This is a genomic window from Chitinimonas arctica, from assembly GCF_007431345.1.
Lineage (GTDB): Bacteria > Pseudomonadota > Gammaproteobacteria > Burkholderiales > Chitinimonadaceae > Chitinimonas > Chitinimonas arctica.
On the sequence record NZ_CP041730.1, the window covers coordinates 4,538,613 to 4,563,121 of the forward strand.

Here is a 24,509-nt window from a genome sequence, read left to right on the forward strand (position 1 = left end):
TGCCCGTATCCAACTTACTTGGCGCCGACCCAGCCGGCCACGGCGGCCAGCGCCGCCGGCAGGCCGGCAGGGTTGGTGCCGCCGGCCATGGCCATGTCCGGCCGGCCACCGCCCTTGCCACCCACCTGCTGGGCGACGAAATTGACCAGCTCGCCGGCCTTGACCGTGCCGGTCAGGTCGGCGGTTACGCCGGCCACCAGGGCGACCTTGCCGTCACCGACCGAGGCCAGCACGATGGCGGCGCGGCCCAGTTTGTCCTTGAGCTTGTCCACCATCTCGCGCAGGGCATTGTTGTCGGCGCCTTCCACCGTGGCGGCCAGCACCTTGATGCCGTTTACCTCGACCGCTTGCTCCTGCAGGCTGTTGCCGGCGCTGGCGGCCAATTTGCCGCGCAACTTGGCCAGTTCCTTTTCCAGGGCTTTTTGTTCGGCGTGCAGTTTTTCCAGCTTGCCGACCAGGTCGCCCGGCTGAGCCTGCACCAAGTGGGTGGCGGCACGGATTTCCTGTTCCATATGCTGCACATGGGCCAGGGCGCCTTCGCCGGTCAGGGCTTCCACCCGGCGAATCCCGGCCGCCACGCCGCCCTCGGCGACAATCTTGAAGAAGCCGATATCGCCGGTGCGCTGGACGTGCGTGCCGCCACACAGTTCGGTGGAAAACTCACCCATCTTCAATACGCGTACTTCGTCGCCATACTTCTCGCCGAACAGCGCCATGGCGCCGGCCTGCAAGGCTTCATCCTGCTTCATGATGCTGGCGCCGACCGGATGGTTGGCAACGATCTGCTGGTTGACCAGGGCTTCGATACGGACGATTTCCTCGGCCGTCACCGCCTGATTGTGGGCAAAGTCGAAACGGGTACGTTCGTGATTGACCAGCGAACCCTTTTGTTGCACATGGGTGCCCAGGATCTGGCGCAACGCGGCATGCAGCAAATGGGTGGCCGAGTGGTTACGCGCCGTCGCCAGGCGTTTGCCGCTGTCGATACGGGCGCTGACCGCATCGCCCAGCTTCAGCGTGCCGCTGGCCAGCGTACCGACATGGCCGAATACCGCCGACTTCACCTTGCGGGTGTCGCTGACTTCAAACCGTGCCGAAGCACCGCAGAGTTGACCGCTATCGCCGATCTGGCCGCCGCCTTCGGCATAGAAGGCGGTGTTGTCCAGCACGACCATGCCGGCATCGCCGGCTTGCAGGCTGTCCACCGCTACGCCGTCCTTGTACAGGGCCAGTACGCGGGCCTCTGCCTCGCTGTGCTCATAGCCATCGAAGGTAGTATCGTCGCCGTTGTATTCAACCTGCGTTACAGCGCCGAAGGTACCGGCGGCGCGGCCGCGGGCTTGTTCCTCGGCCAGTTCGCGCTCATAACCGGCCATATCCAGCTCGACCTCGCGTTCGCGGCAGATATCGGCGGTCAGATCGACCGGGAAGCCATAGGTGCTGTGCAGGGCGAACGCGGTCTTGCCTTCCAGCCGGCGCTTGCCGCCTTCCAGCGACTTTTCCAACAGCGCCATGCCATTGTCCAGCGTACGGGCGAACTGCTCTTCCTCGGTCTTCAGGGCCGCCATGATAAAGGCCTGGCCTTCCAGCAGGTCGGGGTAGGCTTCGCCCATCAAGCGGGCCAGGTCGGGGACCAGTTTGTGGAAGAACAAACCCTTCTGGCCCAGCTTGTAGCCGTGTCTGACGGCACGGCGCACGATGCGACGCAGCACATAGCCACGGCCTTCATTGGAAGGCAGCACGCCGTCGGCGATCAGGAAGGTACAGGCGCGGATATGGTCGGCGATCACCTTGAGCGAAGGGGTTTCCTGGTTATAAGGCACGCCGGTTTCGCGGGCGGTCGCCTGTAGCAGATCGACGAAGAGATCGGTTTCGTAATTGGTGTGGACGTGCTGCAACACCGCCGACAGCCGCTCCAGGCCCATGCCGGTATCGACCGAAGGCTTGGGCAGGGGATGCAGCGTGCCGCTTTCGTCGCGGTTGAACTGCATGAACACATTGTTCCAGATCTCGACGTAGCGGTCGCCATCCTCATCGGGCGAGCCGGGAGGGCCGCCGGCGACGTCGGGACCGTGGTCGTAGAAGATCTCGGTGCAAGGGCCGCAGGGACCGGTGTCGCCCATGGTCCAGAAATTATCGGAGGCATAGGGCGCGCCCTTGTTGTCGCCGATGCGAACGATGCGTTCGGACGGGATGCCGACTTCCTTGTTCCAGATCTCGAAAGCTTCGTCGTCCGTGGCGTAGACGGTGACCATCAGTTTTTCTTGCGGCAGGCCCAGCCAGGCCGGGCTGGTGAGGAATTCCCAGGCGTAGTGGAGGGCATCGCGCTTGAAATAGTCGCCGAAGCTGAAATTACCCAGCATCTCGAAGAAAGTGTGATGGCGAGCGGTATAGCCGACATTTTCCAGGTCGTTGTGCTTGCCGCCGGCCCGCAGGCATTTCTGGCTGGTGACGGCACGGCTGTAATTGCGCCGCTCGTTGCCCAGGAACACATCCTTGAATTGCACCATGCCGGCCACGGTGAACATGATGGTCGGGTCATTGCCCGGCACCAGCGGGCTGGAGTTGACGATCTGGTGGCCCTTGCTCTCGAAGAAGCTGAGGAATTTCTGGCGGATTTCGGCGGTACGCATAAGGTGGATATCCGTGCGGGAAGTCTGGAAAAATAGCCGCCAATTATGCCCGAAACCGGCCGACTGGCGGAGCCGGACGACTTAGGTGGTCCCGGCGAGACACGATGCGGGATAAATGCAACGGCGACCAAGCCGCCATTGCGATGAAACGCCCGTGCGGTACATGATGCCTGTCCTATGCCGGAGACTCGCGATGCACCCCAATGCGCAATTGATCGAACGCTTTTACCAGGCCTTCCAGCAGCTGGATGGTGCGGCCATGGCTGCTTGCTACCACCCCGAGGTGGTGTTCGACGATCCGGTCTTTATCGGCTTGCGCGGCGAAGAAGCCGGCGATATGTGGAAGATGCTGTGTGCCCGGGCCAAGCGCTTCTCGCTCGAATTCGACGAAGTACGAGCGGACGAGCAGGGTGGGAGCGCCCATTGGGTGGCCACTTACGAATTCAGCAAGACCGGCAATATGGTGGTCAATGATATCCGCGCCACCTTTGAATTCCGCGACGGCAAGATCGTCCGCCATCGCGACGTCTTCGATCTATGGCGCTGGTCGCGCCAGGCCTTGGGATTGAAAGGCGTGCTGCTGGGCTGGCTGCCGCCGGTACAGGCCTCGATCCGCAAGCAGGCGAGGGCGTCGTTGGAGGCGTATCGACGTCGAGCCTAAGCTGTCGTTTTCGGAAAACATCCTCACGAAACTTCCATGGACCGAGCAGGCACTGAGTGATGACCGCTCAGGACCAAATGGTGAGCTTTGGGCATCGTTTCTTTCGTGGGCATCTTATGCAGACATCTGGGATGTTCGTACTTCAAAGGGGAATGAACCCAATGTTTTTCTTCAGTAGGTACTGCGTACGTGGGCGCCCCCCTGCCGAGGTTTCGAAGCCCAGCCCATATCGGTAGATTTCGGGAAGGAACAACCTCTCCTCACCCAAGTTCCCCTCGATATCTTCATAGATCACGCCGATCTCTTGCAATCTACCAAGGAGCTTCGAATCAAGCTGTGCCTGCTCCATGCTGAACGGTACTCTGAGCTTGCGAATACCATTCGCATCCATCAAGTCCGTCCAGTTTTTTAATGGCGCAATCTCCGACTTGGCCTCGCGCACTTTCTCGGCGCTACAACTGGAAATGGCCTTACGCATGGATTCTGGTGTAAGAAGACGATCTGGCCACGTTTGCCCTGTTCGTGTTGACTCCAACTCCGCAACGAACTTGAGGAAGCGCACCAAGTCACGTGCCTGTACATTTCCCTTGAGGTCACACAATGCGGCATATACCCATCGTGCGGAATGAGCCTCCTTAGACTTTTCGCCGCCGAGCTTTTTCCCCCAAAGGCGTTCCAACTCGAACTTCAGCTCTTCGATACGCAGAGACTCCGCCGACTTTTTTCCACTCGAAAGGATGTCGGCTTGGCAACTCAGCATATAGGCAAGACGCAAGAAACTCTCGGGATTCCATTGCAGATGAAACGGTTGAAAGCGTTGCAGCCATTGGCCCAGATTCTGGCGGACTGTTGCTTGCACATAATCCGCCCGAACAAACACGATGGCACCCATGTGTCGGTTTTCCAGTTCTCCCACGCGATTGGGCAAGCGGAGCAGGGCATGGATAGCCTCAGCGGCTCGGTCGTCATTGGCGTCCTTAAACATATCTTCAATGCCGTCGAACACAAATACAACTCGTGTAGAATGAGCTGCCAGAGATTGATTCAAGGCTCGCAGCCCACCCTCTGAGACGCCGAACTGGCGAGCGATAAAATCGTCCCAGAAGTCCTCCCAGTGATCAGGTGTTGACTTGAGTGCATCTTCAATCGTCCGTCGCACCGTACTGGCACTAAGCAACAGCCCTTTATCGCCTTGCATCAAGTCAATTGTGCGTACCTGCCTTAACTTGATTTCACCGTTTGGCGTGTCCGGGATGTTGTCTGACCATAGTACCGGAAACACTTCCGCGTCGATCGTACTCGATGGTTCAAACCCCAACTTGCTCAAGAAACCCTGCCACGTGCCTAAGCCCACCAACTGGCGAAAGGTGAATGTCTTGCCCGCGCCCTTAGCACCGGTCATTAACAGGTTGGGTAACTCATTTGCGAAATGCTTGCCGAGATTGAGCAGAGGTTCCGTGGCGAGTATGGCGTTTGTAGTACTGCTATCAGCAAACTGTGCGGCCTCGCAGACTTCATATAACCTCTTTGCTTGCTCTTGCCTTGACGAGCTTATTGCACCGATATCGCCGGTAGGCAGAGCCGCCAGTGCCGCCTCAGGCGTAGCGTAGAGAGCTTTTGCCCATTCACTCGCGCTTGCAAACAAGCGGTTGGACTGGGGCAGGGCTTCTAACGCCTCGCGCACCGATCCGATGGACATCAGGCTATTCAAAAACTCTGCCTCTAGCCACTGCACTCCGGAATTCAGCGCATCGTCTGTAGGATAAGCCTCGCCCAACGTCTTCAAAGCGTGTTCGTAGTGTGCTCCATCCCGTAATTCCTTAGTCAGCAGACTTAGCACCACCGTGGGGCGTGCATCCCTTTCCTGGGCTGCTGGTAATTGACAATTGAAGGTGTATAGGCGACGCATCACTTCGGCCATACCTTGCACCGATTGCGGTGCCACCGTGCTGACGAAGAAGTGATCCACCCGCGGGTCGAATAGGATGGGGCTGGCTAGTTCACTCAAACCAGCACGTAGATCGATAAACACGGCGTCCACACCTAAGCGGTGGCCCAAGGCATGCAAGTGATCCGACAGCTGCCAGGGGTTGGCCGGGTTGCGGGCTAAGTGCTCGGGCGTCACCGGCATATCCTGAATTTCTGCCAAGTCCAAGGCCGCCGGCAACACAAACAATTCATGCTGTCGCACCCCTACGTTGAGTGAAGTCTTCCGCAGCTCTTGCGCGAAGAAGTCCAGGGTGGCCTCTACTAGCCCGGCAGGCGGGTAGTGCAGGGCTTCCAGCAATTGCAAGAAAGACACCGTAGGCCGGTTGACGTCATCCAGCCAGAAGCTGACACCAGGAGCCTCCATGTCCGCATCTACTACTAGGATTTTCTTGGGGCCTGAGCTGGGCTCCCGCATGCATGCCGCCACATAGGTCATGAGAGTGGTGGTGCGCCCAACGCCGCCTTTGAAGGAATGGAAGGAGACTAAATCAGGGCCATTTGCCCAATCCATCGGGGCATTTGCCAAGTGCTTTATGCGAGATTGCGCGCAAGTGTCAACCTCGGCGGCTTCTTCGACGGGTAAGTAGGTAACATCGCGCCACAGCGGGTAGTTTTGCCCTGCGGGGAGCATTTCAGCGTCCGCTTCCTGTATGAATTCCACCGGATAATTGGTCTCGCCGATGCGCAAAGAGATTGCTCTTGACTCGCGCCGGTATGCCTGGCCGAAAACTAGGCTTAGCCATTCATCTATCTTCTCCGTCTCGGAAAAATAACGGACCTCCATGCCGCTTGCGAAGCAATCCACGCTTTGCACCCCTGGGGGTAGTTGAGTCCACAACACCGTGCACCGTTTAAGCATGCGCTCAATGTCCAGCCAGGTTAGCAGACGCTCGGCTGCCTCCGTTTGCAGTCTCATTTGAGTTCTCCTTGAATCCACTTCAATACTTGTTCCAACTGAGTTTCGCATTCGTTGTCGGTGGGGGTGATGCAACTTCCGCCATAACGCCATGCTTGATGCAGAATACTGACGTCTCCATTGCGAGGTTCTTGTGCGCCGTTGCGCGTAATCGGACTAAGTTGCAAATTTTCAGGCAGTGACAAGTTCGTCCCTACTTTCAATTCTTTAAGCACTTGTCGCAGATTGTGACCGGATTTGTCGATGTCCTCGCGGTCGAATAGGTCGCGGTTTCGGCGTTTGAGCCAAACAGCCTTTAGACCACATTCCACGGCATAGAACAACAGCAAACGGTGTGGGTTCTTACGCGTATTGGCAGCCGCTACCGTGGCGATGGTGGAGAGTTCGCGCCAAGCATTCCTTAGTTCGCGGTAGGTGAAAGGGATCGCGCTCATTTACCGAGGTCCTGTGACGAACAGATCCTACGCGTGCTACACCGATCTTCTCAACGTGTCTTCGCAGAAGGCGCTCTGAAGGGCGTCAAATCGAGGACCTTGGCTTACAACACGCAAGCCAAGGTGTGCCACAGACCCTAAGACGCCACCTGCGCCGGCAACCATCGCTGCAAGGCATCGAACAACTGCTGCGGTTCGATGGGCTTGGCGAGGTGGTCGCTGATGCCCGCTTCCAGGCAGCGCTCGCGGTCGCCCTGGATGGCGTTGGCGGTCAGGGCGATGATGGGGAGGTTGGCCAGCCGTGGCTGGGCGCGGATATGGCGGGTGGCGGTCAGGCCATCCATCACCGGCATCTGCATATCCATCAGCACGATGTCGTAGTCCTTGGCGGCCAGCATATCCAATGCCATCTTGCCGTCTACGGCCTGGTCCACCAGTAGGCCGGCCCGCTTCAGCAGGTAGGCGCCGATTTCCAGATTGATTTCGTTGTCGTCCACCAGCAAGGCTTGCGCACCGTGGAATTGGGTCAGTTCCACTTGCGCGGCGGCGACCGGCAGGGGGGCGGGGGTAGGGCGCTTTTGTGGGGCCAGGCCCAGGCGGGCGGTAAACCAGAAGCAACTACCTTGTCCCAGTACGCTGCGTACGCCGATTTCACCGCCCATCAGCTGAGCCAATTCCTTTGAAATCGCCAGGCCCAGGCCGGTGCCGCCGTATTTGCGGGTGGTGCTGATGTCGGCCTGTTGGAAAGGTTGGAACAGCAGGGCTTGCTGGTCGGCATCCATGCCGATGCCGCTGTCCTTCACTTCGAAATGCACCAGCAACTCATCATCGCCTGATTGCAGGCAGTAGGCGACGACCCGCACTTCGCCATTTTCGGTGAACTTGATGGCGTTATTGGCGAAGTTGACCAGAATCTGTCCCAGCCTGGTCGGGTCGCCCTGTAGCGTGCGATCCAAGGAAGGATCGATATCGAAGACCAGGGTCAGGCCCTTCTTGATGCATTGTTCGCCGATCAGGTCGGTGAGGTTGTCCAACACGCTCTGCAGGTCGAATTCCACCCGCTCCAGTGCCAGCTTGCCGGCCTCGACCTTGGAAAAATCCAGGATGTCGTTGATGATGCCCAGCAGGTGCCGGGCCGAGCGCTGGATCTTCTCCACATAGTCGCGCTGGCGGACATTGAGTTCGGTGCTGAGCGCCAGGTACGACATGCCCAGTACCGCGTTCATCGGCGTACGGATTTCATGGCTCATATTGGCCAGGAACATCGACTTCATCTGAGAAGCCTGCTCGGCCTGCTTGCGTGCCGCTTCCAGCTCCCGTTCGTGCAGGCGCAGGGTGGCGTTGGCGTCGGCAAGTTCGCGCGTGCGTTCGACCACGCGTGCTTCCAGTACCTCTTCATTGCGTTCCAGTGCGTGCAAGAGCCTGGCCTTTTCGCTGGCCCGCCCGCTGATGGCACCGCTCATTTCATTGAAAGCCCGTGCCAGGCTGGCGAATTCGTCTTCGCCGACTACCGGTACGCGCGCTTGGTAGTCGCCCTTGGCGACCTGGTCGACCGCGCGGGCGAGCTTGTGCAAGGGCGTGGTCAGGATCCGCGCCAGCCAGGTCGAGCCCAGGATGCCCACGACAAAGATCAGCAGGCCGATGCCGAGGGATTGTTGCAAAGCCTTGTTCAATTCGGCTTGCACATAACTGATTTCCACATCGGCGCCCACCACCACATTGCGGCCGTCGGCACGGGGGATGGCCTGGAACACCGAGCGGAAATAACCGAAACGGTCGCGGTATTCGGCGAAGTGGGTCTTGCCGGTGCGCAGGGTGGCGACAATGGCGGGATGCGGTGCTATCTCATAAAGCTGGTAGAAGCGGCCGAAATTGCCGCTGCTGATTTCCGCTTCGTCGGCGGTATCGGCCAGATAGACCAGCTTGCCTTCGACCTCGCTGAATACATAGAGGTAGCGCAGGCCGGTCCGGTGGCAATAGTCGTTCAGCAGCCGGACGAGATCGATATAGGTCGAGTCATCGATCGCTCGTGGTCCGGTGGCGCGGCGCAGGTAGTCCTGGCCTATCATCTTGGGCGCGGCACTGACGCCGGCTATCAGCCTGGCATCGATCGCTTCGCGTACGCCGGTTGATTTCAGATCCCAGATATAGAGCGTATACGCTGCGGTGGTCAGCAGATTGACCACCAGGAATACCCATAGGATCTTTGTCCGGGCCGTCTTTGGTCTGAGCCGGTCGAATAATTTTTTCAAAACATGCACCTCAAATGGGCCTGTGGCCGGGCAGTGCCTAACCGGGGCCGGTCGAGGGAGACGGCCATGCCGGAAAATATTCGGTCGTGCGAAAGTGGGCGATTATGCAGCAAAAACGGAGGCGGCTCGGCGTCCAGGCGGGTTTGCCGCCGCAACTGTTGTACGCCCGCCCCGGAAGCCGGCGGACGGGCGCCGTCTTCCCGGCTGCCGGGGCGCTGGGTGGTGGGATCAAGTACTCATCATGCCTTGCAGTTCGGCGGTGCCGATCTGCTTTTGCAGCTTGCCGGCGGCATCGGGATCGTGGGCCAGGAAGTAGAAGAATTCGCGCGCCAGGCTGACGAATACATGCCAGCGCTCCTGGTGCGGGCATAGGCTCAATACCTGGTCCACGCCGGTGCGGTAGCTATCGGTATTCTGGGTGACGTCGCGAATGGTAAACAGCAGTAGTTTGATCAATTTCAGGCGGGCCTGGATATTGGCATCGTCAAGCCCGGCTTTTTTTAGTTCTTCGGCATAGCGGTGCATGCTTTTGAGCTGATGGGCCTGACGTTCCAGCTGGATCAGCGTGGTGTGGGCCCAGGGATCGGCGTTCATGCGTACCAGCGCATTTTGCAAGGCGCTTTGTTCGGCGGTGTTGCCGGTGGGGATGGCCGCGCGCAGCGTGGTGGTATCGGGCGCCTCGCCATTCCAATGCGGAAAGAAGTCGCGGATCAGCTCGACGAAATGCGCGTCTTCGGGAAAATTGCGCAAAGTCAGTTCCGCCGCCTTGCGATAGCCCAGGCCGTCTTGCGGCAGGTCGCGCAGGGTGGATAGCAGATGCCGCAGAAAGTGCCGCGCCAGGGTGAGTTGCTTGTGGGCGACGCCACGTTGCTTCAATTCGCTGAAGTACTGCTCTAGGGCCTGGTCGGGTGGTGGTCGGCTCATGGCGATAGGGGCTCGGCGTTGGGCTAGGCGGCGTGAGCGAGCGTGGTCTGCTCGCCGTGATTGAATCCATTCCAGAAGTAAAAGAATTCCCGCGCCATCTCGATGAACAGGCGGCGCGTATCTTCCTTGCTGAATAAGGTCAGCATGGCATCCACCCCGGCACGATAGGCGGTAGGCGTGGCCTCGGCATGCCGGATGACGTATAGCAGCAACAGCAGGAGGCGTTCGCGGATATCCATCACCGCGTCCTGGGTGCCTAGCTCGGCCATGCGCGCAATATAGGCTTGCAGGCAGTGTTGCTCGGAACGCGACCAGGGGTCGGCGTCCAGGCGCTCGAACATATCGACCAGGCTGCCGCGCAGATCGACCGGCGAGTGTTCCAGCGACAGGGCATCGGCGGCGTTCAGCCGGGCGATGGTTTTCAGGTCGCCGATCCAGAAAGGGTAGAACTCGCGGGAGGTGGTGATGATCTCTATCTGCTGATCGTCGGGGAATTTATGGACTATGCCGTCTACCGCTCGTCGATATCCTGCATCGTCGTCGGTAATATGACTGTCGGCCTGCGTTTCCAAAGCGGACAGCAGATGGCGCAGGAAATGCTTGCGGCGGGTGATGATGCCGGTAGCCGCGCCCTTGTTTTTCAACAGGTTAAGGTAGGCCGCCAGGGCGGTTTCGGCGTATTGGCTGTCAAAGGCTGGCATGGTGGCGGGGCCGGAATACCGTTCGAGTGCAGTTCAAAATCATTCTAGTCGATTTCATCCACTGGGGAGGGTTCGCCAGCCTCTGGTAAAATTGCGCCATGATTCGTCTCTCCTCCCTTACTTTACGTCGCGGCACCAAGGTGCTGCTCGATCGCGTCGATCTTATCCTCCACCGTGGCCAGCGGGTCGGCATCGTCGGCCCCAACGGGGCGGGCAAGTCCAGCTTCTTTGGCCTGCTACGCGGCGAGCTGTCGCCCGATGGCGGCGATATCGACTATCCCTCCAATCTCGTGGTCGCCTCGGTGCGCCAGGAAACCCCCGCGCTCAGCAGCAGTGCACTGGATTACGTGCTCGATGGCGATGCGGAACTGCGTCATATCCAGCGCCAGCTCGAGAATCCCGAACATGACGGCAATGTCCACGCCGAATGGCTGGGTCAATTCGAGGCCGTCGATGGCTATGCGGCGGAGGCGCGCGCCAGCAAGCTGCTGTATGGCTTGAGTTTCAGCGCGGCCGATCTGTCGCGGCCGGTCGCCAGTTTTTCCGGCGGCTGGCGTATGCGTTTGAATCTGGCACAGGCCTTGATGTGCCGGTCCGATCTATTGCTGCTGGACGAGCCGACCAATCACCTGGATCTCGATGCCGTGATCTGGATGGAAAATTGGCTGGCCAGCTATCCCGGCACCTTGTTGCTGATTTCGCACGATCGCGACTTCCTCGATGCCACGGTCAATGCCATCGCCCACCTGGCCAATGGCAAGATCGATCTTTACACCGGCAATTACGCCGAATTCGAAGCGCAGAAGGCGGAAAAGCTGGCGCAGCAGCAACAGGCTTTCGATAAGCAACAGCGCGAAGCCGCCCACCTGCAGAAATACATCGACCGTTTCCGCGCCCAAGCCACCAAGGCGCGCCAGGCGCAAAGCCGTATCAAGGCCTTGGAGCGGATGGAGATGATCTCGGCGGCGCACGTGGATTCGCCGTTCGACTTCAGCTTCCGCGAGCCGGTTTCCAGCCCCAATCCCTTGCTGCGTATCGAGCATGGCGCGGCCGGCTATGGCGGCAACCGCTTGCTGGACAATGTCGAAATCAGCGTGGAAGCAGGCGCCCGCATCGGCCTGCTGGGCCGTAACGGCGCCGGCAAATCGACCCTGGTGAAGTTGCTGGCCGGCGATTTGCCGCTGGTGACGGGGCAGCGGGTCGAGGGGCGCGGCTTGCAGATAGGCTATTTTGCCCAGCATCAGCTGGAACATTTGCGCATGGACGAAAGTCCACTCTGGCATCTGCAGAAGCTCAGTCCCAATGTACGCGAACAGGAACTGCTCAATTTCCTCGGCGGCTTCGATTTCCGCGGCGATATGGCGCGCGGCCCCGTGGCGCCTTTCTCCGGCGGAGAAAAAGCCCGGCTGGCTTTGGCGATGATCGTCTGGCAGCGGCCCAACCTGCTGTTGCTGGACGAACCGACCAACCATTTGGACCTGGAAATGCGCCACGCACTGACCCTGGCCCTGCAGGACTACGTCGGCGCCATGATCGTGGTATCGCACGACCGTCATTTGCTGCGCGCCACCACCGACAGTTTCTGGCTGGTGGAGGGCGGCAAGGTCAGCTATTTCGACGGCGACCTGGACGACTACAAGCGCTTCCGCGACACCGGCGCGCCTTTGCCGATCGCTGCTTCGGACGAGCCGGCAGCACCGGTGCTGGATCGCAAGGCACAGAAGCGGCAGGAAGCGGAAGCGCGCCAGCGCCTATCCGCTTTGCGTAAACCGCTGGAGAAGGAGCAGGCCCGTCTGGATGCGCAACTGGCCGGCTTGTCCGACCGCAAGACAGCCGTGGCGGCCGAGTTGGCCAAGGACGCCATGTATGCCGACGATGCCAAGGACAAGCTCAAGGAGTTGCTGCGGCAACAGGCGGAGATCGAGGTCAATATCGCCAAGGTCGAGTCGCAATGGCTGGAAGTGCAGGATCGGATCGAGGGAATGACCGCAGACTGAGGCGTAGCCCGGCGCGGCCTGGTCCAAACCGGGCCGCGTTTTTTCCCGAACTGAAAACTCTTTTGCCGGTTTATCCCGATGACCACCGAAATTGTCCCGCAACCGGGCAGCCGCCTGCGCCGTGCCGCCATCCCCGCCCTATTTATGTTGCTTGGGATGATCTACGCCAGTTGGGCTGCACGCCTGCCGGCCATACGCGATGCCTTGGCACTGGACCCGGCCACCCTGGGGACGGTGTTGTTGGGCAGCGGGATTGGTGCGGTTACTTCCTTTCCCTTGGCGGCGTGGTTGGTTGGGCATTATGGCGCCCGCCATACTTCCCTGATTTCGGGTGTTGCGCTGCTGTGCTGCCTGCCCTTGCTGGGCTTGATTTCCAGCTGGCCTTTGTTGATGGGGGCAACCTTTCTGCTGGGCGCGGCCATCAGTTGCTTCGATGTGGCGATCAATGCCTTGGGTGCCGAGGAGGAGCGGGATGCTGGCCGGTCCATCATGTCGCTGCTGCATGCCTGGTTTTGCGTGGGGACCTTCGGCGGCGCGCTGCTCGGTAGCGCGGCGGCCGGCTTGGAGCTGGCGCCTTGGCTGCATTTCGTGCTGATCAGCCTGGCCTTGGCGGTGCCTTTGCTGCTGGCCTACCGGGTGCTGCCTTGCGATGCCCCCGATCCCGAACTGGGCCGCAAACATTTTGCCCTGCCGCATGGGGCCCTGGTCTGGCTGGGTATGATCGCCTTCCTGGGCGCCTTGTCCGAGGGCTCCTTGACCAACTGGATTTCGCTATACCTGCGCGATCACCTGCATGCCAGCGAAGCAATGGCGCCGCTGGGCTATGCCGCCTTCGCAGGCGCCATGCTGCTGGCGCGCCTGGTGGGCGATCGCCTGAAGGAGCACTATGGCGCGCATCGCCTGTTGGCCTACAGTGGCGGTTTGGCGGCACTGGGGATCTGCGTCGCGATCGCGGCGCCGACGGTGCCGGTAGCCGTGGTGGGTTTCGCCCTGACCGGCTTGGGCGTGGCGGCGGTGTTTCCCTGCATCTTCAGCGCGGCAGGGCGCGAAGGCTCCACCGCCCTGGCTGGCGTGGCTACCATGGGTTACAGCGGATCGCTGCTCGGTCCGCCGGTGATGGGCTATGTAGCGCATGGTTTTGGATTGCAGGCAGGGCTGGGTCTGCTGGCCCTGGCCTGTGTCGGCACCGCGGTGGCGGCCTTTCACACCCGCCTACTCCGCTAGTGCAGGCGGAGCTAGTGGTCGTTCGCCGAGGCAAGCGCCTGCCAGCGTGATTGCGATGCCGCCGGGTGGGTGGGGCAGCACGCCAGTGCCATGTTGAACGAGTCGATTGCTGCGTAGAATCGCGACGCGTTGAGGTGGGCCACGCCATTTTCATAGTGCGCATCGGCACGCCTCAGCTTTATGGCGGCGATGCGTAATTGATGCAGCATGGCCCCCCGCGACGAAGGGTTGATGTCGCCACGGACCAGTGCCTGCTCGAATTCAACGCAGGCTTCCCGGTAATCGCCCTTGGAAATCGCTATCCAGCCCCATGCAACATGGATGGCGGCTCGGTGGCGGGCCTTGGTCCGGTTGGCCGCCAGGACCTGGTGGATGGATCGCAGCGCGACCCGGGTAGGCTTGCTTTGGAATAGATCGGAGTAGGCATTGAATCGGTTGTTATCCAATTGTAGATTTGTCAATTTGGTATTGGCGTACAGCGCCTGCCGCAATTGCAGCAGGCCTGGTTCGTCCAGCTCATTGCGATCCAGTCGCAACGAAGCCAAGGGCGGATTTTCACCCAGGATAGCGGCCAGAAAGCCGGCGCCCCGGTCACCGATCTGGTTACAGGATAGGTCCAGGCTGATCAGTTCCTTGCGCAGCAAGGGGAGCAAGGTTTTCGCGGCCTCGCAGTCGATGCGGTTGCCGGCCAGCGTCAGCCGCTTCAAGCTGTTGTTGTCCTTCAGGGCGGCGACCAAGGCGGCGATGTCTGCCTGATCCAGCCGGTTGCCGGTCAGATCCAGATCGTTCAAGAAATTGTTGTGTTGGAGCGCTTGCGCCAGGCATATCGCCGACTCTCCGTGCAAGTCCATGCCGCTCAAGTCCAGCGACTTCATCATGGGGGAGTTGCGCGCCAGGCGTATCAATGTTGCGCGTAGGGTGGGGGCGGCGAAATTCGTGCTGGCGAGCCGGGCGACGGTCTCCTGCACAGGAGCAGGGTCTTCGGGCAGGCGGAGGCAGGGCTCCCAGTCGCCGAAACTACGCAGGGCGAAGGCGGCGATCCCGGGAGGGAGAATTTCCCGTGCCGCTTTCAGGCGCTCGTCCCAGCGAGGCGCTTCATCCAGTTCGACCTCAAGCCGCCCCTCGGTGCGGGCAAGGGCAAAGAGCAGTGCGTTGCGATTTTTGTCGCTGACCGGAATGGCGCGTAGGCTGATAGTGTCCATGCTCTCGTTCTTCCGCAGCGCTTCGCATAATGCCGAGATCCCTTCATCGCCCAGCGGATTTCCGTCAAGGTAGAGCTTGTTGAGGCAGGGATGCCGGGCGATCAGGCGGGTCAATATCTTCGCCGCCTCGTCGTCGATCCGGTTGGCATCGAGACAGAGCCGGGAAAGGCTGGAATTGGTCTCCAATGCCGGTACCAGAAGCACCATGGCTTGGGCGCCCAGCTTGTTGCCCGCCAGATCCAGTACGCCCAGGCTCGGATGCTTGCCCAGCACCTCGGCCAGCCGCTTGATACTTTCCTGGCTGGGTTCGACCCGGGCCAAGCCCAGTGCGCGAAGCACGGAATTTTGCCGCAGGGCCTGTTCCAGCCCGCGGATACCCTGTTCTCCTATCGGGTTGCCGCCTATATCCAACTCTCGCAACATGGGGTGCTCTTCCATGGCGTTGGCCAATGCCAGCGTACCGTTGTGGCCGATCCGGTTGCCATCCAGATGAAGCGCGCTGAGCGGGAGCTTGGCCAACATTGCGGCCAAGGCCTTCGCACCCGTGTCGCCGATGAGATTCGAGCCAAGATCGAGTAAGGCCACGCCTGGGTGGCTGGCCAGCGCGGTCGCGAGGGCTTGTGCACCCTTATTTCCCAGTCCGGTAGCCCGCAAACGGAGCACTTGCAGCCGTGGTAGCTGAACGAGGGCGTCCGCCAGCGCCGTCACGCCCGCGTCGCCCAGCGTCATGCCGCTCAGATCAAGCACGGTAAGACAGGGTACTTGCGAAATCGCTTCGATAAAGACCAGTACCGCGAATTGGTCGATGTGGTATAGCGTCTCGCGGATCGATTCCCTCGCCCGGATGCCATGGTGTGACAAGGGGCGGTCGCCGCACACGCTGAGCCAGAGCAGGGAGCGATTGACCGCGAGTGCCAAGCTCAGCTCCTTGATCGCGGCGCCGGCGAGTTGATCGCCTGGCAGGAAAAGTCTGGTAAGCGTCGGATCATTTCGCGATAGGCGAGTCAGTTGCGCCACCAGCAAGCCCTGTTTGGCGGCTAGCTGGTCGCTGCTATTGTGGAGTGCATGCGTGAATGCCGTTGCCGCATCCTCGTATTCCCCGCCGGTCAAATCCGCTTCGCCCCGGCGCGTATACACCATGGCCTGGTGATGCTGGCGCCGGGCGATACGCAGCTGTTCCCTGATCACATCCCGCGAGACCGGCAATGCGTGGCCGGCGTCTTGCGGTATGCCTGCGGTACGCGGGTTTCCGCCATAGATAAGCTGTGCAAGATGCGGCTCGAACAGCTGTTGCTCCTGGGTCCTTATGCCGATAAGCAGGGCGCGCGCGAGTCGCTGCTGGGCGATGTCGAACTTGCACCGCCGGTAGGCCTGCATGCCCTCGTGGAATGCGGTTTCCGCCTGTTCGCCTGCCCGTGCGGCATACCGCGGCGACGTCACCTCGAATGGCTTCAGGCACGCGCGGGCGGATGGGGGGAAGCGGGTGGTCAGTGTCAGTCTTACCTGTCCGCTATGGAGAATTGCGCTGGTCAATGCCGTCAGACCGTCTTGGCCAATGCGATTGTTGGCCAGATCCAGCCGGGTCAGCCCGAACGGCCGGTGCAACTGCTCGGCGATAGCACGGGCGCCCATATCGCCGATCTGGTTATGCGCCAGGCCCAGGTATCCCAACTGCCTTGTCTTCGCCAAATAGCTTGCCAACGACTTTGCGCCGCCCGTGCCGATGCCGTTGTCGGCCAGCTTGAGGACTTGCAAGCCCGTTAGCTGTTGCAAAGCGTCGGTCAGCAGCGCCACGCCATGGTCGCCCAGCAAGTTGCGGCTGAGGTTCAGCAGGTACAGGCTCGACAATCGCTTCAAGGCCGGCACGAGCATGGTCATTTCGGCCTTGGCAAGCTGAATGCCGCTCAGATGGAGTCGGATAAGGCAGGCGGGCCTGGCCAGTGCTTCGGTCAATGCGCCGGCTATTCGGGTGTCGGGTGGACAAGGGTTCAGGTAGATGCCGGCTGTGTCCTGGTCGCAGGCTTGCAGCTGATGGAGATTTTCCGGGACGGCCTGCGTGAAGCTTGCCGTGCGGCTGGCGCCTTGCTTGCCCTGCTGCAAATCCTGTTCGAACGCCCAATTCTTTTCGGGTGCAGACTGGCAAGTTTGCTTGCCTGGCGGGAATTGGCGCCAGGCCGCGCCTTGCGACCTTGCCTGGTTCGAACGTTTGGCCTGTTGCGGGGAATTGGGCGGGCTCACGCTCAGCGTGCCTTGGTCGCCGAACACCTTGTGCAAGGGGGAGGAGGGGCTCGGGTCGGGCACAGACTCGGCGAAGTGGGTGGGCGCCCCCTGTTTTTGTGGGATGGGTATGGGGGCGCTGTGCTGATGCGTACCCTTGGCTAGATGCGGTAGGCTCAAATCCATGGAAACATAAGATCTGGTACCGGGGTAGGCCGGCGCTTTTGAAATCGCACACTGATTTCAGGTATCTACCTCATCGGACAGGAAAAGAAAGGGCGGACCGAAGTCCGCCCTTCTTCGTACTACCGTGTCGCTCAGCCCAGCAGGTGTGCAACGCCGGTGCGTTCTTCTTCCAGCTCGGCCAGGGTGAAATCCATCCGTTCGCGCGCGAATGCGTCGACTTCCAGGTTTTCCACGCGGCGGTATTCGCCATTGGCGCAAATGACCGGCACGCCGTACATCACGCCTTCGGGGATGCCGTAGGAGCCATCGGATGGAATGCCCATGGTGACCCACTTGTCGTTGCTGCCCAGCACCCAGTCACGGATATGGTCGATGGCGGCATTGGCGGCCGATGCGGCCGAGGAGAGGCCGCGCGCTTCGATGATGGCGGCGCCGCGCTTGCCGACCTTGGGGATGAAGGTGTCCTTGTTCCAGGCTTCATCGTTGATCCTGGTCTTGAGCGATTCGCCGTTGACCGTGGCAAAGCGGTAGTCGGGGTACATGGTCGGGCTGTGGTTGCCCCATACCACCAGGTTTTCGATATCGGCCACCGCCACGCCGGCCTTGCCAGCCAGCTGGCTGAGGGCGCGGTTGTGGTCCAGGCGCAGCATCGCGGTGAAATTCTTGGCCGGCAGGTCGGGGGCCGACTTCATGGCGATGTAGGCATTGGTGTTGGCGGGGTTGCCGACCACCAGCACCTTGACGTCACGGCTGGCGACCTTGTTCAGGGCAGCGCCCTGGGCGGTGAAGATCTTGGCGTTTTCCAGCAGCAGATCCTTGCGCTCCATGCCGGGGCCACGCGGACGGGCGCCGACCAGCAGGGCGATATCGACATCCTTGAAGGCCACTTCGGCATCGTCGGTGCCGACCATGCCGGCCAGCAGCGGGAAGGCGCAGTCTTCCAGCTCCATCATCACGCCCTTGAGCGCGGCCTGGGCCTTTTCCATCGGCAGTTCAAGCATTTGCAGGATGACGGGTTGATCCTTGCCCAGCATTTCGCCGGAGGCGATACGGAACAAGAGGCTGTAACCGATCTGGCCGGCTGCGCCGGTAACGGCAACGCGAACGGGGTTCTTCATCGTGAGGCTCCTGGAGTCTTCAAGGGGGAAGGGTCGAGGCCGACTGTAGGCCGCATGGCGCGCTGCGCTTGCAACGCGATGCACATATGCCGCAGTACAGCAATCGCCGGAAGTCTAGCATTACAACCCCCTGAAATCACCCGTATTTAGCGTTTGGCCGGCGAATGCTGCATTGCGATCTTGTGTCTTATATAAGACTGGATTGGACAGTTTGGCGACGGTGGCGTATAAAGCGCACAATTCCGCCAAGCCAGATCGTCGCCATGTCCGCCTCAAGCAGCCGTCCCGCGGCTGAACTCCCCGGTCGTCAACCGCTGTATGCCCAGGTGCGCGAGCGCATCGTGCAGGGTATCGAGCAGGGTGAATGGGACGCCGGCGAGGCATTGCCCAGCGAATTTGAACTGGCTGACCGTTTCGGCGTCAGTCAAGGCACCGTACGCAAGGGGCTCGATAGTTTGGTGGGCGAAGGCGTATTGCTGCGGCGGCAAGGCCTCGGCACCTTTATTGCCCAGGTGGACGACGATTGGGGGAAAGCCGAATTGCCCGGCGTTGAACGCGCACTCGATACTTCGCTGGAATTGCTCGCCTGCGCGCGCGGCAATGCCGGCGAGGAAGCGGCCGCGGCGCTGGGTCTGCGGCGCGGTATGGCACTGTTGACGGTCAAGCGCTTGGTGCGGGTGGGCGGGGAGCCCTTCGCGGTAATCGAAAGTTATGTGGCGGCCGACCGTTTCGACGGTTTGGACGCCAGGCGAATCAAGCAGGCCAATTGCAATCTGCGCACCGTGTGGTGGCGCGAGTTCGGTTTACGCGTGGTGTCCAGTTCGCCGCAGTTCCGGGCGGGCGTGGCCGGGCGCGAGGAAGCGAGACTGCTGGGGGTGGATGTCGATAGCCCCCTGTTGGAAGTGGCAAGGATTGCCGGCGGGTTGACCAGCGCGCCGGTGGAGTGGTCGGTGCTGCGCTGCCGTACCGATCGCTACGTGTATCGCGTCTGAGCCGCCGGTTCGGCGTCGCGAGGACGGTTTGAGCAGGGTGGGCCGGACGGTGTGGGCGGATTCATTTGCTACAATCGAAAGGCTTTTGCCCGGCCCCTGTGGAGAAGCGGTTTCAGGGGTGTAGTACCGTACTGTTGGATCAAACAAAAAAAGGAAACGCGTCATGGAGAAAGCAAGGCCCAAGCACCTTGATCTGCCGAAGATCAGGTTGCCTATCCCGGGCATCATCTCAATCCTGCATCGCATCAGCGGTGCGGTGATGTTCCTCGCCATACCGGTCGTGCTCTGGCTGCTGAATGGCTCACTCTCCAGCGAAGCGCAATTCGACGCGTTCCGGGCCTTTGTCGGACACCCGTTGGTCAAGCTGGGCCTGATCGGCTTGCTGTGGGCCTATCTGCACCACGCCTGCGCCGGCATCCGCTTCCTGTTCCTCGATATTCACAAGGGCCTCGAACTCGAAACGGCCCGCTATACCGCCAAGGCCGTGCTGGTCGTCAGCCTTATGCTTACCGCGATTATCGGAGGTGTCCTGTGGTAAATCGCCATGTCATCGGCGCGCACTATGGTTTGCGCGACTGGTTGCTGCAACGTGTCACCGCCGTGGTGATGCTGGTCTATACGGTCGGCCTGGTCGCCTTCCTGGTGCTGGCGGCGGGTGCCGGCTACGAAGGCTGGAAAGCCCTGTTCGGCTGCGGCTGGGTGAGGGTATTGACGACCGTGACCGTGCTGGCCTTGCTGCTGCACGCCTGGGTCGGTATCCGCGATATCTGGATGGATTACGTCCAGCCGCTGAGTATCCGGCTGACCTTGCACGTACTGACGATCCTGTGGCTGGTCGGCAGCTTTGTTTACGCGGTTAAAGTGGTGTGGGGTGTGTAATGGCGAATGTCGCTAAACGTCAATTCGATGCGGTGATCGTCGGTGCCGGCGGCGCCGGTATGCGTGCCGCGCTGCAGCTGTCCGAAGCCGGCCTGAAGACGGCCGTGCTGTCCAAGGTGTTCCCCACCCGCTCCCATACCGTGGCGGCGCAAGGGGGTATTTCCGCTTCGCTGGGCAATGTCCAGGAAGACAAGTGGGAATGGCATATGTACGACACGGTCAAGGGCTCCGACTGGCTCGGCGACCAGGACGCGATCGAATTCATGTGCAAGACCGCGCCGGAAGCCGTGATCGAGCTGGAACACTTCGGCATGCCATTCGACCGGGTCGAATCGGGCCGCATCTACCAGCGCCCCTTCGGTGGCCATACCGCCAATTTCGGCGAAAAGCCGGTTCAGCGCGCCTGTGCCGCCGCCGACCGGACCGGCCATGCCCTGTTGCATACGCTGTACCAGCGTAATGTGCGCGCCAACACCCAATTCTTCGTCGAATGGATGGCGCTGGACCTGATCCGCGATGCCGACGGCGACGTGGTGGGCGTGACCGCGCTGGAAATGGAAACCGGCGAAGTCTATGTGCTGCACGCCAAGGCAGTGTTGTTCGCCACCGGTGGCGCCGGCCGTATCTATGCCGCTTCGACCAATGCCTTTATCAATACCGGAGACGGCCTGGGCATGTGCGCCCGTGCCGGCATTCCGCTGGAAGACATGGAATTCTGGCAGTTCCACCCGACCGGCGTGGCCGGTGCCGGTGTGCTGATCACCGAAGGCGTGCGCGGCGAGGGCGGCATCCTGCTGAACGGCAACGGCGAGCGCTTCATGGAACGTTATGCGCCGACCCTGAAGGACCTGGCCCCGCGTGACTTCGTGTCGCGCTGCATGGCCCTGGAAGTGCTGGAAGGCCGTGGCGCCGGCAAGAACAAGGACCATGTCCTGCTCAAGCTCGACCATCTTGGCCCGGAGGTGATCAATCACCGCCTGCCGTCGATCCGCGAAATCGCCATCAAGTTCGCCGGCGTGGACCCGATCAAGGAACCGATCCCGGTCATCCCCACCACGCACTACCAGATGGGTGGTATTCCCACCAATTACCTGGGCGAGGTGATGGTGCCCAAGGGCGATAACCCGGAAGTACGCATCAACGGCTTCTACGCCGCCGGCGAATGCGCCTGCGCCTCGGTGCACGGCGCCAATCGCCTGGGCACCAATTCCCTGTTGGACCTGGTGGTATTCGGCAAGTCGGCCGGCGACAGCATGATCGACTTTATCCGGCGCGAGCGTCCTAGCCACAAGCCGCTGCCGGAGAACGCCGCCGACTTCAGCCTGTCACGCATTGCCCGTCTGGACAACCAGACCAAGGGCGAGGAAGTGAACGATGTGCGCAGCGCCATGCAAAAGACCATCCAGTTGCGTGCGGGTGTGTTCCGCAACAGCGCCAATATGGCCCTGGGTGTGAAGGAAATCGCCGAAGTGGCGGAACGGGCGCGCTTTACCCAGATCAAGGACAAGTCCAAGGTCTGGAATACCGCCCGGGTCGAAGCCCTGGAAATGGACAATCTGATCGAGGTGGCCGTGGCCACCATGATGGCGGCCGAAGCGCGGCACGAGTCGCGTGGTGCGCATTCGCACGACGACTTCGAAAAGCGCGACGACGACAACTGGATGAAGCACTCGCTGTTCTTCAACCACGACCGTCGCCTCGAATACAAGCCGGTGCATACCAAGCCGCTGACCGTTGATTACATTCCGCCGAAGGAACGTACGTTCTGATCGAACGTGCTGGAGCCCAGACCATGAATATGAAATTCAAGATCTACCGCTACAACCCGGATGTCGATGCGAAGCCGTATATGCAGGACATCGAGGTTGAGCTGGAACCGAGCGACAAGAAGCTGCTCGACGCCCTGGTCCGCCTGAAGGTGGTGGACGACAGCCTGTCGTTCCGCCGCTCCTGCCGCGAAGGCGTTTGCGGTTCGGACGCCATGAACATCAACGGCAAGAACGGCCTGGCCTGCGTGACCGATATCGTCGGCCTGAAGCAGCCGGTCGAAATCCGTCCCTTGCCCGGCCTGCCGGTGATCCGCGACCTGATCGTGGACATGACGCAGTTCTTCAAGCAATACAACTCGATCAAGCCGTATGTGATCAACGACACGCCGCCGCCCTCGCATGAACGGCTGCAAAGCCCCAAGGACCGCGAGGAACTGGATGGCCTGTACGAGTGCATCCTGTGCGCCTGCTGCTCGACCTCCTGCCCGTCGTTCTGGTGGAACCCGGACAAGTTCGTCGGCCCGGCCGGCTTGCTGGCCGCCTACCGCTTTATCGCCGATACCCGCGATACCGCCATCAACGAACGGCTGGACAATCTGGAAGATCCGTACCGGCTGTTCCGCTGCCATTCCATCATGAACTGCGTGGACGTTTGCCCCAAGCACCTGAACCCGACCAAGGCAATCGGCAAGATCAAAGAGCTGATGGTCAAGCGGATCGCCTGACCCATGGCCGAGATGTATACCCAAGCGGACAAGAACCGACTCCGCTGGCGTTCGCGGCGGGGCTTGCTGGAGCTCGATCTGGTGTTCGAACTGTTTCTCGAACACGATTTCGACCGGCTGAGCGCCGCCGAGCTGGACGTCTACCAAGACTTGTTGATGTTGCCGGACATCGATCTGCTAGAACTGGTGGATGGCAAAACCGACACCACGGACATGCGTCTCGCCCCTATCCTGGCGCAGCTGCGGCATTGGCAAGTCGTAAAAAAACAGTAATCCAAGTATCAAGGTTCGCGAACGCGGCCGGCGTTGCCAAGGTGCCGTCCGCTGTTCACCCGAAATTTATTCAGGAGCAATTCCATGGCTGAAGCTTCCAAAGTTACGCTCTCTTATAACGACGGCCAGAACAGCATCGAGCTGCCGGTTCTGAAGGGCTCGCTTGGCCCGGATGTCGTTGATATCCGCACCCTCGGCAAGACCGGCATGTTCACCTATGACCCCGGTTTCCTGGCCACTGCCAGCTGCGAGTCGAGCATCACCTTTATCGATGGCGACCTCGGTCAGTTGTACTACCGCGGCTACCCCATCGAACAGCTGGCCGAGCACAGCGACTACCTGGAAGTTTGCTACCTGCTGCTGAATGGCGAACTGCCCACCCCGGAACAGAAGAAGCATTTCGACTACACGGTGATGCGGCACAATATGCTGCACGACCAGATCCACAACTTCTTCCGTGGCTTCCGCCGCGATGCGCACCCGATGGCCGTGATGGTCGCGGTGGTGGGCGCCTTGTCGGCCTTCTACTCCGATTCGCTCGATATCAACGATCCGCGCCACCGCGAAGTGGCGGCCTTCCGCCTGATCGCCAAGCTGCCGACCATCGCTGCCCAGGCCTATCGCTACAACCGTGGCTTGCCGCTGTCCTACCCCAAGGCCGGCCTGACCTATGCGGAGAATTTCCTGCATATGATGTTCTCGACCCCGGTCGAGGAATACAAGGTCAACCCGATCACCGCCCGCGCGCTGGATCGCATCTTCACCCTGCACGCCGACCACGAGCAGAACGCCTCGACTTCGACGGTGCGCCTGTCGGGTTCGTCCGGTGCCAATCCGTTCGCCTGTATCGCTGCCGGTATCGCCTGCCTGTGGGGCCCGTCGCATGGCGGCGCCAACGAAGCCGTGCTGAAGATGCTGGACGAGATCGGCGACGTCAGCAAGGTGGCCGACTTCATGCAAGGCGTGAAGGACAAGCGCTACAAGCTGATGGGCTTCGGCCATCGCGTATACAAGAACATGGATCCGCGCGCGGCCATCATGCGCGACACCTGCCATGAAGTGCTGAACGACCTGGGCCTGCATGACGATCCGAAGTTCAAGCTGGCCATGGCGCTGGAAAAGATCGCCCTGGAAGACCCGTACTTCATCGAACGCAAGCTGTATCCGAACGTGGACTTCTACTCCGGCATCGTGTTGTCCGCCGTGGGTATCCCCGTCTCGATGTTCACGCCTATCTTCGCCCTGGCCCGTACCGTCGGCTGGATCTCGCACTGGAGCGAGATGATCGGCGATCCAACCATGAAGATCGGCCGTCCGCGCCAGCTGTACACCGGTGCGCCACGTCGCGATTACGTGGCTATCGATAAGCGCAAGTAAGCAGTAGAGGCGCCCGGCTACGGCCGGGCGTCTGTCGTAC

The 24,509-nt window shown here is 60.8% G+C and carries 18 protein-coding genes; 10 read left to right on the forward strand and 8 right to left on the reverse strand.

Going from position 1 to position 24,509, the window contains the following annotated elements; genetic code table 11:
• Positions 1-14: 14 nt before the first annotated feature.
• The gene (gene alaS / locus FNU76_RS20745) at positions 15-2,633 is read right to left on the reverse strand and encodes an alanine--tRNA ligase (RefSeq protein WP_144279966.1); all 2,619 of its coding nucleotides are present in this window, start codon (positions 2,631-2,633) and stop codon (positions 15-17) included.
• Between the two features lie 193 nt (positions 2,634-2,826).
• Between alaS and FNU76_RS20750 the strand changes: the two genes are divergently transcribed.
• Positions 2,827-3,294, forward strand: a complete 468-nt coding sequence (locus FNU76_RS20750; RefSeq protein ID WP_144279967.1) for a nuclear transport factor 2 family protein — start codon at positions 2,827-2,829, stop codon at positions 3,292-3,294.
• A gap of 142 nt (positions 3,295-3,436) precedes the next feature.
• On the opposite strand, the gene FNU76_RS20755 is transcribed toward FNU76_RS20750, so the two are convergent.
• The 5 genes from FNU76_RS20755 to FNU76_RS20775 form a co-directional block, all read right to left on the reverse strand.
• Positions 3,437-6,199, reverse strand: coding sequence for a KGGVGR-motif variant AAA ATPase (locus tag FNU76_RS20755; RefSeq protein ID WP_144279968.1), 2,763 nt, complete (start codon positions 6,197-6,199; stop codon positions 3,437-3,439).
• A complete protein-coding gene (locus FNU76_RS20760; RefSeq protein ID WP_144279969.1) occupies positions 6,196-6,633 on the reverse strand; it encodes a hypothetical protein in 438 nt (145 codons plus the stop codon). The genes FNU76_RS20755 and FNU76_RS20760 overlap by 4 nt, the downstream gene beginning before the upstream one ends.
• A gap of 137 nt (positions 6,634-6,770) precedes the next feature.
• Positions 6,771-8,885 (reverse strand): response regulator, encoded by a 2,115-nt coding sequence (locus FNU76_RS24205; protein ID WP_179958223.1) that lies wholly within the window; start codon positions 8,883-8,885, stop codon positions 6,771-6,773.
• Between the two features lie 228 nt (positions 8,886-9,113).
• On the reverse strand, positions 9,114-9,809 hold the full coding sequence (locus tag FNU76_RS20770; protein ID WP_144279970.1) for a hypothetical protein: 696 nt from the start codon (positions 9,807-9,809) through the stop codon (positions 9,114-9,116).
• A gap of 23 nt (positions 9,810-9,832) precedes the next feature.
• The gene (locus FNU76_RS20775) at positions 9,833-10,510 is read right to left on the reverse strand and encodes a hypothetical protein (protein ID WP_144279971.1); all 678 of its coding nucleotides are present in this window, start codon (positions 10,508-10,510) and stop codon (positions 9,833-9,835) included.
• A 98-nt stretch (positions 10,511-10,608) separates the two neighbouring features.
• Here FNU76_RS20775 and FNU76_RS20780 point away from each other — a divergent pair, with 98 nt between their 5' ends.
• Together FNU76_RS20780 and FNU76_RS20785 are read left to right on the forward strand one after the other, a co-directional pair.
• Positions 10,609-12,507, forward strand: a complete 1,899-nt coding sequence (locus FNU76_RS20780) for an ATP-binding cassette domain-containing protein (RefSeq protein WP_144279972.1) — start codon at positions 10,609-10,611, stop codon at positions 12,505-12,507.
• A gap of 78 nt (positions 12,508-12,585) precedes the next feature.
• Positions 12,586-13,731 (forward strand): MFS transporter, encoded by a 1,146-nt coding sequence (locus FNU76_RS20785; RefSeq protein ID WP_144279973.1) that lies wholly within the window; start codon positions 12,586-12,588, stop codon positions 13,729-13,731.
• An 11-nt stretch (positions 13,732-13,742) separates the two neighbouring features.
• Here the strand turns inward: FNU76_RS20785 and FNU76_RS20790 are convergent, their stop codons facing one another.
• Positions 13,743-17,336 (reverse strand): leucine-rich repeat domain-containing protein, encoded by a 3,594-nt coding sequence (locus FNU76_RS20790; RefSeq protein WP_144279974.1) that lies wholly within the window; start codon positions 17,334-17,336, stop codon positions 13,743-13,745.
• Between the two features lie 131 nt (positions 17,337-17,467).
• Positions 17,468-18,454: a malate dehydrogenase gene (locus tag FNU76_RS20795; protein WP_144279975.1), complete on the reverse strand. Its 987-nt coding sequence runs from the start codon at positions 18,452-18,454 to the stop codon at positions 17,468-17,470.
• 263 nt (positions 18,455-18,717) lie between these two features.
• On the opposite strand from FNU76_RS20795, the gene FNU76_RS20800 reads away from it, so the two are divergent.
• The 7 genes from FNU76_RS20800 (at position 18,718) to gltA (ending at position 24,469) form a co-directional block, all read left to right on the forward strand.
• On the forward strand, positions 18,718-19,446 hold the full coding sequence (locus tag FNU76_RS20800; protein ID WP_179958224.1) for a GntR family transcriptional regulator: 729 nt from the start codon (positions 18,718-18,720) through the stop codon (positions 19,444-19,446).
• Between the two features lie 163 nt (positions 19,447-19,609).
• The gene (sdhC, locus tag FNU76_RS20805) at positions 19,610-19,984 is read left to right on the forward strand and encodes a succinate dehydrogenase, cytochrome b556 subunit (RefSeq protein ID WP_144279977.1); all 375 of its coding nucleotides are present in this window, start codon (positions 19,610-19,612) and stop codon (positions 19,982-19,984) included.
• Positions 19,978-20,325 carry a succinate dehydrogenase, hydrophobic membrane anchor protein gene (gene sdhD / locus FNU76_RS20810; protein WP_144279978.1) on the forward strand — a complete coding sequence of 116 codons (348 nt, stop codon included), beginning with the start codon at positions 19,978-19,980 and terminating at the stop codon, positions 20,323-20,325. The genes sdhC and sdhD overlap by 7 nt, the downstream gene beginning before the upstream one ends.
• On the forward strand, positions 20,325-22,094 hold the full coding sequence (gene sdhA / locus FNU76_RS20815; protein WP_144279979.1) for a succinate dehydrogenase flavoprotein subunit: 1,770 nt from the start codon (positions 20,325-20,327) through the stop codon (positions 22,092-22,094). The genes sdhD and sdhA overlap by 1 nt, the downstream gene beginning before the upstream one ends.
• Before the next feature lie 29 nt (positions 22,095-22,123).
• Positions 22,124-22,819, forward strand: a complete 696-nt coding sequence (locus tag FNU76_RS20820) for a succinate dehydrogenase iron-sulfur subunit (RefSeq protein WP_308418650.1) — start codon at positions 22,124-22,126, stop codon at positions 22,817-22,819.
• A 3-nt stretch (positions 22,820-22,822) separates the two neighbouring features.
• The gene (locus tag FNU76_RS20825) at positions 22,823-23,092 is read left to right on the forward strand and encodes an FAD assembly factor SdhE (protein WP_223879121.1); all 270 of its coding nucleotides are present in this window, start codon (positions 22,823-22,825) and stop codon (positions 23,090-23,092) included.
• Positions 23,093-23,176: 84 nt separating this feature from the next.
• Positions 23,177-24,469, forward strand: coding sequence for a citrate synthase (gene gltA, locus FNU76_RS20830; protein ID WP_144279981.1), 1,293 nt, complete (start codon positions 23,177-23,179; stop codon positions 24,467-24,469).
• Positions 24,470-24,509: the final 40 nt, after the last annotated feature.